At 63.5% G+C, this 13300-nt stretch carries 8 protein-coding genes; 1 reads left to right on the top strand and 7 read right to left on the bottom strand.

The window, feature by feature from the left end:
• Positions 1-46: 46 nt before the first annotated feature.
• From OC450_RS14255 to OC450_RS14225, 7 genes are all read right to left on the bottom strand, one after another.
• Positions 47-2266, bottom strand: a complete 2220-nt coding sequence (locus OC450_RS14255; RefSeq protein WP_262048093.1) for a tetratricopeptide repeat protein — start codon at positions 2264-2266, stop codon at positions 47-49.
• 112 nt (positions 2267-2378) lie between these two features.
• The gene (locus tag OC450_RS14250) at positions 2379-4619 is read right to left on the bottom strand and encodes a tetratricopeptide repeat protein (RefSeq protein WP_211385780.1); all 2241 of its coding nucleotides are present in this window, start codon (positions 4617-4619) and stop codon (positions 2379-2381) included.
• 135 nt (positions 4620-4754) lie between these two features.
• Complete coding sequence (locus tag OC450_RS14245; RefSeq protein ID WP_211385779.1) at positions 4755-6995, bottom strand: tetratricopeptide repeat protein; 2241 nt, start codon at positions 6993-6995, stop codon at positions 4755-4757.
• A 100-nt stretch (positions 6996-7095) separates the two neighbouring features.
• Positions 7096-7833, bottom strand: a complete 738-nt coding sequence (locus OC450_RS14240) for an amino acid ABC transporter ATP-binding protein (RefSeq protein WP_211385778.1) — start codon at positions 7831-7833, stop codon at positions 7096-7098.
• An 11-nt stretch (positions 7834-7844) separates the two neighbouring features.
• Positions 7845-9365, bottom strand: coding sequence for an amino acid ABC transporter permease (locus OC450_RS14235; protein ID WP_211385777.1), 1521 nt, complete (start codon positions 9363-9365; stop codon positions 7845-7847).
• Positions 9362-10567, bottom strand: coding sequence for an amino acid ABC transporter permease (locus OC450_RS14230; RefSeq protein ID WP_211385776.1), 1206 nt, complete (start codon positions 10565-10567; stop codon positions 9362-9364). Before OC450_RS14230 ends, OC450_RS14235 begins: the two co-directional genes overlap by 4 nt.
• 18 nt (positions 10568-10585) lie before the next feature.
• Complete coding sequence (locus OC450_RS14225) at positions 10586-11602, bottom strand: amino acid ABC transporter substrate-binding protein (RefSeq protein WP_211385775.1); 1017 nt, start codon at positions 11600-11602, stop codon at positions 10586-10588.
• Positions 11603-11999: 397 nt separating this feature from the next.
• On the opposite strand from OC450_RS14225, the gene metC reads away from it, so the two are divergent.
• Positions 12000-13184: a cystathionine beta-lyase gene (gene metC, locus OC450_RS14220; protein WP_211385774.1), complete on the top strand. Its 1185-nt coding sequence runs from the start codon at positions 12000-12002 to the stop codon at positions 13182-13184.
• Positions 13185-13300 lie beyond the last annotated feature (116 nt).

Raw genomic sequence — 13300 nt, 5'->3', positions numbered from 1 at the left:
GAAAGTCGCAATTCCGAACAAGACGATCGCAGCGATGATTGCCCAGCTAACCCGAGGCACAATAATCGCGCCAGAACTCGCGATAGCCCGCCTCGACCCTGCGCGTGTACGTTTCGACATTGCCGGCGGGCGAAGCTGCGATCCGGGCCGGCAGCTCCGCGCGCAGCTTCGCCAGATGATCAAGCTGCGCTGCGTATTTGCAGGCCATCGCGGCATAGCCCTCGTCGTCGTCGGCAACCCAGTCGCTGAGACCGACGGCGGCCACGATCGAGCCGCCGGCGCGCGACGAGGAGCCGCTGCCGAGCTTGGCGATGACCGGAACTCCCGCATAGAGGGATTCCCAGGTGCTGATGCCGCCATTTTGCGGGAAAGTGTCGAGCGAGATGTCGACATTGGCAAAGGCCCGCAGATGCTCGGCGCGGGGGGTCGAGCCCAGGCACGTGACGTTCGCTTCGGCAATGCCCTGCGCCACGAACCGCGCGATCAGGCTGTCGCGCAACAACGGATCGTCAAGCAGCGTATGCTTGACGATGATCTTCGACCCGGTCACCTCCCGCATCACTTTGGACCAGACGCGGATAGCCTCGTCCGAAATCTTGTAGATGCGGTTGAATACGCCGAAGGTGACATGGCCGTTGCGGAGCATGGGAGGCTCCGATGCAGGCACATCCAGAACGGGATCGATCGTGATCAGGCACGGCAGGTCAAAGACCTTCTCGACCAGCAGATGGCGCGCCGATTGCGGAATGAAGACCGGATCCGCGAGCACGTGGTCCATGGCCTGAAGGCCCGTGCCGGTCGCATGCCCGAAACCCGTGACCTGAATGGGGGCCGGCTTGCGGGCGAAGACAGGAAGCCTGTTGCCGGTCGTATGCCCGGACACATCGATCAGGATATCGATCCCGTCGGCCTGAATGCGATCGGCCAGCTCGTCGTCCGAAAGCTGCCAGGCGTCGACCCAGACGTCGGCCGCCGCCTTGAATTCCGCAGTCATCTCGTCCTGTCGCGGCGAGCAGGAATAGCAGACGATCTCGAATTTGGCGTGATCGTGATGGCGCAGCACCGGCAACAGCGTGAACGCCGCCGAATGGTACCAGAACTCGGCAGCAACGTAACCGATCACGATCCGCCGCTCCGGATCGAGCTGCCGGGGTAAGAGAGCCCTTCGCGGGAACCTGGCGCCGATCACCTGCCCCCAGTGTTTTCGCGCAGCCTGCTGAACCGCGAAATCGGCCTCGGACAGATAGTCGAGAAAGAAGATCTTCCGCGCGATCAAGTCCGCATTATCCGGCGCGATTGCCAGCGCCGCGTCGAGATGCCGGATCGCGGACGCGATCTCTCCCTGGTTTGCGAAACAGGCGCTCAGCAGGGTCATGGCGATCGCAGAGCGCGGGTTTTCCTCGAGCAAGGTGTTGCAGGCCAAGATCGCCTGCGCCGTATTGCCCATGCTGAGCGAGACTTGCGCCTTCCCCTGCAAGGCCACCTCGAGCTTGGGCGAAAGCGCAAGCGCTGCATCGAAATCCGCCGCCGCCTGTTGCGGGCGCGACAGCGCGAGATTGAGCCGCCCACGATGCGCCAGAGCCTTGGCCGAACCGGGCCTGATCTTCAGCGCCGCCGCGAGCGCGGCTTCGGCCTCATCGTAATGCTTGAGGTCGATACCGACTACGCCTTTGCCGACGAGCGCTTCCGCGTGACGCGGCTGGAACAATAAAGCGCGATCGAAACTTTGCCTGGAGCGCTCAAACTGGCCCAGCGCCAGCTCCGCCAAGCCACGATTGCAAAGCGCATCCGCATGGTCGGGCTTCAGCCTGATGGCGCGATCGTACAGTTCGATGGCCTGCTCGGGCAGGTTCATGTGGAGCAAGGTATTGCCGAGGCCGGTCAGGGCCAGCGCAAAATTCGGCTTCAGCGCGATCGCCTTCTCCTGACAGGTCCGGGCGGCCTCAAATTTCCGACGGCCGAAGTGTACCGCCGCGAGATTGTTGTAGGCCTCGTGCGAACGCGGATCGATCGCGATCGCGCGCTCGAGCAGTTGTTGCGCCTCCTCCAGGCGTCCGCCCTGCTGCACGGACAGGCCGAGCAGGTGTGTGGCGTCGAAATGATCCGGAACAGCTTGCAGGACCTGGCGGCAGAGCGCCTCGGTCTCCGCATATCTGCCCTGGCCATAGGCGCTCGCCGCGGCGGTAATGATACCGTCCGCCTGCTTCTTCAACTTCTTCTGCAATCGCGCATTCTGAAATGCGCGCGCGCCGGCGCTGCTCTGCAAGGTTCTCTCCGGAGGATGGCCCGGGAGGAGTCTAGCTGATTCGCAGCCAGGACCGGCTGCTCAGCCGGTCCGGCAAACTCCGGGATATGCCGGTGCTCGGCGCAGGCTTCGCCTACGCAACGTCGCAGCGTTCGGAGGCATCGGCGCAATAGTCGCGCCAGAACTGGCGGTAACCCGCTTCGAGCTCACGCGTGTAGATCTCGACATTGCCTGCGGGCGAGGCCGCGATCCGGGCCGGCAAATCTGCGCGCAACTTCGCCAGATGATCGGGCTGCGTCGCAAACTTGCGGGCGATCTCGATGTAGCCGTCGTCATCCTCGGCGACCCAGTCGCCGAGACCGACGGCGGCGACGATGGAGGCGCCGGCACGCGAGGACGCGCCGTTGCCGAGCTTGGCCACGACGGGAACGCCCTTGTAGAGCGATTCCCAGGTGCTGATGCCGCCATTCTGCGGGAACGTGTCGAGGGATATGTCAACCTGGCCAAAGGCAAGCAGGTGGTCGTTGCGGGAGGTGGTGCCGAGGCACGTGATGCTCTCCTCGGCAATGCCCTGCGCCACGAAGCGCGCGACCAGGCTGTCGCGCAGCAATTGATCGTCGAGCAAACCATGCTTGATGATGATCTTCGATCCCGGCAGTTCGCTCATCAGGCGCGACCACACACGGATCGCGTGATCCGAAATCTTGTAAATGCGGTTGAAGACGCCGAAAGTGACATAGCCGTTGCGGAGCATCGGAAGCTCGGAAGGCTGCTGATCCGAGACGGGCTCGATCGTGATCAGACACGGCAGATCGTGGATCTTTTCGGCAAACAGATGCCGGACCGATGGCGGAATGAAAACGGGATCCGCGAGCACATAGTCCATGGTCTGCATGCCCGTGCCCGTCGCGTGCCCGAAGCCGGTGGCCTGGATCGGAGCCGGCTTCCGCGCGAAAGTCTGCAGCCTGTTACCGGTCGTGTGGCCCGATACGTCGATGAGGATGTCGACATTGTCGGCCTGAATGCGATCGGCGAGCTCGTCGTCCGAAAGCCCCCAGGCGTCAACCCAGACGTCCGCCATTGGCTTGAACATGGCGGTATACTCGTCCGCTCCCGGCCAAGTGTAATAGCAGATGATTTCAAATTTCGTGTGATCGTGATGGCGCAACACCGGCAGCAGAGAGAGCCCCGCCGAGTGCTGCCGGAATTCGGCAGCGACATAGCCGACAACAATCCGCTTTTCCGGATCGAGCGGCCGCTTCGGCAGCGTCCGCCGCGGCAGCTTGGAGCCGATCAGGTCCCACCAGTCTCGTCGCACCGCCTGCTGGACCACGAAATCGGCTTCCTCGCGGTAGTCCTGCAGGAAGATTTTTCCCCTGATCGCATCGCCATAGTCGGGCCTTATCGCCAGCGCGCGATCGAGATATTCGATTGCGGTGTCCATCTCTCCCTGGTTCGAATACGCGAAGCCCATCAACGCCAACCCAATTTCGGAGCGCGGATTTCGCTCGATCAAGGTCGTTGCGGCCGCGATCGCCTGCGCGGTCTTTCCGACGACGAGGCAGGCCTGCGCCTTGCCCCGGAGGGCTAGTTCGAGCTTGGGCGAGATCGCAAGTGCCGCCTCGAAATCCGCAAGTGCCTGCTCCACGCGCTGCAATTCGTAGCTAAGCCGCCCACGCTGAGCCAGGATTCGCGGCGAGCCGGGCTTGATCGCGAGCGCCATGGCAAGCTTGGCTGCCGCATCGTCGTGGTGCCGGAGTTCCATGCTGACCATGCTGTTGCCGACGATTGCCTCGGCATGGCGCGGCTGAAACAGCAGGGCGCGCTCGAAACTTTCCCTCGCGCGCTCGACTTGTCCAAGCAGGATCTCGATCATGCCCCGATTGCAGAACGCATCGGCATAGTCCGGCTTCAACTTGATGGCGCGTTCGTGCAGCTCGAGGGCCTGCCCATACAGCCCCAGATGCATCAGCGTGTTGCCAAGATTGGTCAGCGCGACCGCGAAATTCGGCTTCAGCGCGATGGCTCTCTCCTGGCACCGCCGCGCCTCTTCGTAATTGCCGAGGTCGAAATGCACGGTAGCGAGGTTGTTGTGGGCATCATGCAGGCGCGGATCGAGTGCAATCACGCGCTCGAGCAGCTCTTGCGCCTCCTCCAGTCGCCGGCCGTCATGCGCGCACATGCCGAGCAGGTGCATGGCGTCGACATGATCTGGAAGCGCTTTCAGGATCTCACGGCAGAGCGCCTCGGTCTCCGCATATTTACCCTGGCCATAGGCGCTTGCCGCGGCGGAGAGGACGGCATCCACCTGCTTCTTCAACTTCTTCTGCAATCGCGCGTTCTGGAACGCGCGCGCGCCGGCGCTGCTCTGCAAGGTTGCTCTCCGAAGGGTGACCCGGGATGAGTCTAACTGATTCGCAAGCCTTCCCGGCCGGTCGGCAGGACCGGCGGCACCCCCGGAATTTCCCGGTGCTCAGTGCAGGATCTGGCTCTGGAACAGCCGACCGGCCTACACAGCATCTCCGCCTTCCGGGGCCGCGGCACAATAGTCGCGCCAGAACTTGCGATAACCCGCTTCGACCTCGCGCGTGTAGCGTTCGACGTTGCCGGCGGGCGAAGCTGCGATCCGAGCCGGCAACTCCGCGCGTAACTTCGCCAGATGGTCAGGCTGCGCTGCGTATTTGCAGGCGATTGCAGCATAGCCCTCGTCATCCCCGGCGACCCAGTCGTCGAGGCCGACGGCGGCCACGATGGAGCCGCTGGCGCGCGACGAGGAACCGTTGCCGAGCTTGGCGACGACCGGAACACCAGCATAAAGGGATTCCCAGGTGCTGATGCCGCCGTTTTGCGGGAAAGTATCGAGTGAGATGTCGACATTCGCAAACGCCAGCAGATGCTCGCGGCGCGAGGTCGAGCCCAGGCAGATGACGTTCTCCTCGGCAATGCCCTCGGCCGCGAACCGCGCGATCAGCCTGTCGCGCAGCAATGCATCGTCAAGCAGCCCGTGCTTGATGACGATCTTCGATCCGGTCACCTCTCGCATCACTTTCGACCAGACGCGGATGGCCTCGTCCGAAATCTTGTAGATGCGGTTGAACACGCCGAAGGTCACATGGCCGTTGCGGACCATGGGAAGCTCCGATGGGGGCATATCCATAATCGGCTCGATCGTGATCAGGCACGGCAGATCATGGACCTTTTCGGCAAGCAGATGGCGCGCCGATTCCGGAATGAAGATTGGATCGGCGAGCACGTAGTCCATGGTCTGAAGGCCGGTCCCTGTGGCGTGTCCAAAACCCGTGACCTGGATGGGGGCCGGCTTGCAGGCGAAAACAGGAAGCCTGTTGCCGGTCGTATGCCCGGACACGTCGATCAGAATATCGATCCCGTCGGACTGAATACGATCGGCCAGTTCGTCGTCCGAAAGCTGCCCGGCATCGACCCAGACGTCTGCGAGAGACTTGAATCTCTCGGTAACCTCATCCTGCAACGGCCAGCAGGAATAGCAGACGATCTCGAACCTGGCATGATCATGATGGCGCAGCACCGGGAACAGAGCGAACGCGGCCGAGTGGTTCCTGAATTCGGAAGCGACATATCCAATCACGATCCGTTTGTCCGGATCGAGCTTGCGGGGCGACAACGCCCGTTGCTTCAGTTTGGCGCCGATCGCATCGCCCCAGGATCTTCGCACCGCCTGCTGGACCACGAAATCGGCCTCCGGCAGATAATCCAGCAGGAAGATCTTGTATCCGATGGCATCCGGATAGTCCGGCGAGATTTCCAGCGCCGCGTCGACGTGCGCGAGCGCCGTCGCGATGTCTCCCTGGTTCACGTAGCAGGAAGCCAGAAGCGTCATTCCGATGTCGGATCGCGGATTTTCCTCGAGCATGGTCTTGACCGCCGCAATCGCCTGCGCCGTGTTTCCCAGGAGAATGTTGACTTGCGCCTTCCAGCGCAGCGCGAGGTCAAGCCTCGGCGATTGCGCCAGCGCCGCATCGAAGTCCGCTGCCGCCTGCTCGTGCCGGGACAGGATCAAATTGAGCCGTCCGCGCTGCACCAGAATCCTCGGTGAACCTGGCTTGATCGCGAGCGCTGCCGCGAGGGCGGCCGCCGCCTCTTCGTAGTGCCGGAGCTCGATGCACACCATTCCCTTGCCGGCGATCGCTTCGGCATGACGCGGCTGAAACAACAGGGCGCGATCGAAACTCGCCTCGGCGCGCTCGAACTGACCCATCGTCAGCTCCGCCATGCCACGATTACAAAATGCATCGGCATAGTCCGGCCTCAGATGAATGGCGCGGTCGTGCAGTCCGATCGCCTGCTCGCCGAGGCCCATGTGCAGCAGCGTATTGCCGAGATTGGTCAGGGTGATCGGACAATTCGGCTTGAGCGCGATGGCCTTCTCCTGGCTTGCGCGGGCGGCCTCAAATTTCTGAAGATCGAAATAGACGATCCCGAGATTCCCATGGGCGTCGGGCGAGCGCGGATCGAGCGCAATCGCGCGCTCCAGCAGTTGTCGCGCCTCCTCCAGCCGCCGGCCGTCGTACGCGCGCAGGCCGAGCAGGTGCGTGGCGTGGAAGTGATCCGGAACTTCCTGCACAATCTGGCGGCAGAGTGTCTCGGCCTCCGCGTACCTGCCCTGCCCGAGCGCCTGAATCGCGACGGCCATAACGGCGTCCGCCTGCTTCCTCAGCTTCTTTTCCAAGCGCGCGTTCTGGTATGCGCGCGCGCCGACACTACCCTGCAAGGTCTCTCTCCGGAGTATGGCCCGAAGAGAGACTGGCTGATTCGCATGGTGCCAAGCTGACCGGTCAGTTAGACCGGCGATTCCAGCGAATAGCCGGTGCTCACCGCAAAATCTGGCTCAGGAACAGTTTTGTGCGGGCGTGTTGCGGGCTGGCAAAGAATTCGTGCGGGGTGTTGGCCTCGATGATCTGGCCGGCATCCATGAACACGACGCGGTTGGCGACCTCGCGGGCAAAGCCCATCTCGTGGGTCACGACCAGCATCGTCATGCCCTCCTCGGCGAGGTCGACCATGGTGTCCAGCACCTCCTTGACCATCTCGGGGTCGAGGGCCGACGTCGGCTCGTCGAACAGCATCACCTTCGGGTTCATGGTCAGGGCGCGCGCGATCGCGACGCGCTGCTGCTGGCCGCCGGACATCTGCCCCGGAAACTTGTTGGCCTGGTGCGGAATCTTGACCCGCTCCAGGAATTTCATTGCGGCCGCCTCGGCGTCCTTCTTGGGGATGTTGCGTACCCAGATCGGCGCCAGCGTGCAATTGTCCAGCACGGTCAGATGCGGGAACAGGTTGAAGCTCTGGAACACCATGCCGACTTCGCGGCGCACGGCATCGACATGCTTGAGGTTCGGCCCGAGCTCGATGCCGTCAACGACGATCTCGCCTTCCTGAAACTCCTCGAGCGCGTTGATGCAGCGGATCAAGGTCGACTTGCCCGAGCCCGAGGGGCCGCAGATCACGATGCGCTCGCCCTTGTGGACATCGAGGTCGATGTCGCGCAGCACGTGAAACTCGCCGTACCATTTGTTCAGGCCGGAAATCTTGACGATGGGGTCGGACATGGTGAGCTCGATCAGTTGCGGCGGTGAGCATTGAGGCGGTGCTCGACAAAAAGCGAGTAGCGCGACATTCCAAAGCAGAAGATGAAGTAGATGATGCCTGCGAAGGCGAAACCGGTGAACGCGGTCGACGGCGTCGACCATTTCGGGTCCGAGAACGACGCCCGGAGCGAGCCCAGCAGGTCGAACAGAGCCACGATCGAGACCAGCGAGGTGTCCTTGAACAGCGAGATGAAGCTGTTGACGAGGTTCGGAATGACGTGACGCAGCGCCTGCGGCAGCACGATCAGCGAGGTCGTCTTCCACCAGGACAGCCCGAGGGCCGCCGCGGCCTCGCCCTGCCCGCGCGGGATCGCAGCCAGCCCGCCGCGGACGTTCTCGGCCTGATACGCGCCGGTGAACAGCGCGATGCCGATCAGCGCGCGCACCAATCCGTCGATCGTGAAATTGCCGGGCAGGAACAGAGGCAGCATGTAGGTCGCGAAGAACAGCACGGTGATCAGCGGCACGCCGCGCCAGAACTCGATGAAGGCGATCGAGAAGATCCGGATCAGCGGAATGGTCGAGCGACGGCCGAGCGCCAGCGCGATGCCGATCGGCAGCGAGGTGACGATGCCGGTGACGGAGACCACTAGCGTCACCAGCAGGCCGCCCCACAGATTTGTCGAGACGACCGGCAATCCGCCGTGGTCGAGACCCATCAGTTTGATCACGATCGCAATGGCGACGAAGGTGGCGATGCTGGATGTCAGCGCCCGCCCGCCGGTGCGAACGCCGCCGCCGAGAACGAAGGCGATCAGGGACACGATCGCGGCCGTGATGGCGAAATCGGCCCAGACCGACTGTCCCGTCCCCTGGAGCTGGTCGCGGAGCCAGGTCAGCGGAAAGATCAGCCAGTAGATCGCGGTACCGACCAGCACGATCAGATTGCCGGCCACCCACAGCAGCGGCCCGATGGCCGAGCTCTTGCTGAGAGCGAGCACGGCCCGCCCCGCGCCGATGATACTGTCGTCGAACAATTGCAGCAGGCCGGCCGTCCAGCTCAGGCCGAAGCCGGTGATGCCGCCGCCGTACAGCAGAAAGAATGCAACCACCGGAAAAGCGAAGAAAAACAGGCCGGCGTTCAGTCCTTTCGACGGCAGGCGCGGAATCAGCAACGGCAACAGCAGAACCGCCGCCAGGACGAGCGTGAGGTTGACCCGCCAGCGTTCGGCCTCGGGATAGAAACCGTAGATCAGTTGCGGCAGCTTGGCCTGGATGTAGGGCCAGCAGGCACCGACGGCAAAGCCGGCGGTCTCGGTCAGGCATGCCGTGCGATCATGACCGGTCCAGACCGCATCGACCATCAGGAACTTGACGCTGGGAATGATGGTGAACCACAGCAGCAGGGCGCCGACGATCGTGAGCAGGATATTGGTCGGCGAGTTGAACAGGCGCGTGCGCACGAGGCCGATGAAGCCCGTGGTCTTCACCGGCGCGGGACGCTCATTGAGAAGGTCCTGGCGGACGAAACTGGACGAGGTGATATCGCTCATGCGCCGAGGCTCCGGCTGACGCGCCAACCGTAGACGCTCATGACGGCGCTGGTGAGCAGCGAGATCAGGAGATAGACGCCCATCGTCATGGCGATGATCTCGATCGCCTGCCCGGTCTGGCTCAGCGACGTGCCGGCGAACACGGAGACGAGGTCGGGATAGCCGATCGCGACCGCCAGGGAGGAGTTCTTGGTCAGGTTGAGATACTGGTTGGTCAACGGCGGAACGATCACGCGCATCGCCTGCGGCACGACGATCAGGCGGAGCGTGGTGCCGCGGCTCAGGCCCAGCGAGGATCCGGCCTCCATCTGGCCGCTGTGGACGGAGAGGATGCCCGCGCGCACGATCTCGGCGATGAAGGAGGCCGTGTAGGTCGACAAGGCCAGCGTCAGTGCCACGAACTCCGGGATGATCCGCGAGCCGCCGGCAAAATTGAAGCCCTTGAGCTGCGGCAGCTCGAAGCTGAAGGGCAGACCGAAAATCAGCATGGTGACGAGCGGAAGGCCGAACAGAAGGCCCAGCACGTAGGGCCAGATGCGGATCACCTGGCCCCGCTGGAACAGCGCCCGGCGTGCATGGACGCGGAGCGCCAGCGAAGCCACGATGCCGAGCGCCAGCACCACAACAAACGCCTCGAAGCCGCTCTCGCCGATCGGGCGCGGGATGACGAGACCGCGATTGCTGACGAAGGCAAGCCCGAACAGCGAAATGCTTTGCCGCGGATTGGGCAAGGCCGCGAGCACCGCCAGGTACCAGAACAGGATCTGGAACAGCAGCGGCAGGTTGCGAATGATCTCGACATAGAGCTCGCCGATGCGCGACAGCAGCCAGTTGGGCGACAGCCGGCACAGCGCGACGATGAATCCGATCACGGTGGCAAAGAAGATGCCCACCACCGAGACCACGAGCGTGTTGAGGAGCCCGACCACGAACACGCGCAGGAACGTGTCCGAGCCGGTATAGGAGATCAGGGTCTGGTTGACGTCGAAGCCGGCATTGTTCCTGAGGAAGCCAAACCCTGCGGCTATGTGCTGGTTCTCGAGGTTGGCGCGGGCATTGGAGACGATTTCATAGGCAATCCAGCCGAGGACCGCAGCGAAGACAAACTGGACGGCGATGCCGTTCCAGCCTGTCTTGCCGCCCAGCACGCGCCTGATCTTCAGCGCGATCTGGGTCGGCGGTTTTCGGGCCTCGGTGCTCATCGCCGCTATCAGGCGGGATCAGCGGATCGGCGGCGCGTACTGGAGACCGCCCTTGTTCCAGAGATTGTTGAGGCCGCGATTGATGGCGAGCGGCGAGCCGGCGCCGACGTTACGGTCGAACACCTCGCCATAATTGCCGACGGCTTTCACGATGCGCACCACCCAGTCCTTGGTCAGTCCGAGCTGTTCGCCGAAATTGCCGTCGGTGCCGAGCACGCGCTTCAGCTCCGGGTTTTCCTGCTTCGCCTTCTCGTCGACGTTCTTCGAGGTCACGCCGAGCTCTTCGGTGGTGATCATTGCGAACAGCGTCCATTTCACGATGTCGAACCACTGGTCGTCGCCGTGGCGAACCATCGGCCCGAGCGGTTCCTTCGAGATGATTTCCGGCAGCACCATGTGATCGCCGGGGTTGGCGAGCTTGAGGCGGTTGGCGTACAGGCCCGACTGGTCGGTGGTGAAGACGTCGCAGCGCCCGGCCTCATAAGCCTTCACGGTTTCGTCGTTGGTGCCGAACGCGATCACCTCGTACTTCATGTTGTTGGCCTTGAAGTAGTCGGCGAGGTTCTGCTCTGTGGTGGTTCCGGTCTGGACGCAGACCGAGGCGCTGTTGAGCTCGAGCGCCGAATTCACCTTCAGCGACTTCTTCACCATGAAGCCCTGCCCGTCATAATAGGTCACGCCGGTGAAGTTGGCGCCGAGCGAGGTATCGCGCGAGAGGGTCCAGGTGGTGTTGCGCGACAGCACGTCCACTTCGCCGGATTGCAGCGCCGTGAAGCGGTCCTTGGCGGACAGCGGCACGTACTTGACCTTGGTCGGATCGTTGAAGATCGCGCCCGCGATCGCGCGGCAGACGTCGACGTCGAGGCCGGTCCAGTTGCCCTTGTCGTCGGGCGAGGAGAAACCAGGGAGGCCCTGGCTGACACCGCAGGCCAGCATGCCGCGGTCCTTGATGGTCTTGAGCGTTTGGGCATCGGCGGCTTGGGCGGAGAGGCCGGCGGCGAGAGCAAGAGTGAGAGCCAGGGTTACGCGTTTCATGGGCTTTGGGCCTTTCAAAGTCGTCTCAAGGTCAGGAACGTTATCTTTGGGATCGTCTCTGCCAGGGCTAGCCGTATCAAGACCAGCCTTGCAAGAGTCATGCTGGAAACCTTGCCGAACACCCGCCGATCCAGGGAGGCCACACCTTAATCCCCGCCGAGAGGCGCCCGCCGCTTATGGCTATGGCGCAAGGTCCGGTCAGGCGATGGATCGAAGGTCGCAGCAGGCCCCTCAACATGCGGCGACTGAATAGCACCTGCGCATCACAGAACGACTGGCGAGCCGGGTCAAGGGGTTGACGGGACTCTTCTGTGATCTGTTATTAACGAGGACGGCCTCCGGCCGGCCCGCAAGGTCGCCTCGCGCCAAGCGGAAACGCGGTTTTGAAAGCAGACGCATGGATTCCTCGCACCCCACCGAGCAGCAGGCCGAGACCCGGCTGGTCACCTCCGGCCGCGACACCAAGGCGCAGAAGGGGTTCGTCAATCCGCCGGTGTTCCACGGCTCGACCGTGCTCTATCCGACCGCCGAGGACCTCCATGCCCATCGCGGCGAGTTCACCTATGGCCGCCACGGCTCCCCCACCACCAAGGCTTTCCAGGAGACGCTGATGGCGCTGGAGGGGCCGCAATGCGCCGGCGTCGGCATCGTGCCGTCGGGCCTGTCGGCGATCTCCACCACCCTGCTCTCGGTGCTGAAGACCGGCGATCATCTCCTGGTCTGCGACAACGTCTACCGGCCCTCGCGCAATTTCTGCAACGCCATGCTCGCCCGCCTCGGAATCGAGACCACCTATTTCGATCCGATGATCGGCGCCGGCATCGACAGGCTGTTCAAGCCGAACACCCGTGCGGTGCTGGTGGAGGCGCCGGGCTCGCAATCGTTCGAGATGCCTGATATCCGCGCCATCGCCGAGATCGCGCATGCGCGCGGCGCGCTCGTCATCGACGACAACACCTGGGCGACGCCGCTCTACCACCGCTCGCTCGAGCAGGGCGTCGACATCAGCATGCAGGCCGCGACCAAATATATCGGCGGCCATTCCGACATCATGTTCGGCACCGTCTCGGCCAACGCCAAGGCGTGGCCGATGGTGGCCGAAGGCATCCGCCTGCTCGGTGTCTGCGCCGGTCCGGACGACGTCTTCCTGGCGCTGCGCGGCCTGCGCACCCTGTCGGTACGGCTCGCGCAGCATCATCGGTCCGGGCTCGACATGGCGCGCTGGCTCGCAGCCAGGCCCGAGGTCGCGCGCGTGCTGCATCCGGCACTCGAAACCGATCCGGGGCACGCGATCTGGAAGCGCGACTTCACGGGCGCCTCGGGCCTGTTCAGCATCGTGCTGAAGCCGGCGCCACGGGAGGCCGTCGACACCATGCTGAACACGCTCAAGCTGTTCGGCATGGGCTTCTCCTGGGGCGGCTTCGAGAGTCTTGCGATTCCCTTCGACTGCGACGGCTATCGCACCGCGACCAAGTGGGCGCCGGGCGGCCCTACCCTGCGTCTCCACATCGGGCTCGAGAGCACCGACGACCTCAAGGCCGATCTCGACCGCGGTTTCGCTGCCCTCAAAGCGGCAATGTGAGCCTGCTCACAAGGCATTCCGCCTGAGGACGCGGCACCGCGTCCCGGGGAACGCGCAGCCGCCCAAGGGCGTTGACGCCCACGCGCCAACAAAGGGTTGATCCGCTGAAATTTGGC

The organism is Bradyrhizobium sp. Bra78, from assembly GCF_024519855.1.
Classification (GTDB): domain Bacteria; phylum Pseudomonadota; class Alphaproteobacteria; order Rhizobiales; family Xanthobacteraceae; genus Bradyrhizobium; species Bradyrhizobium japonicum_G.
This window is presented reverse-complemented; position numbering and strand designations above follow the sequence as displayed.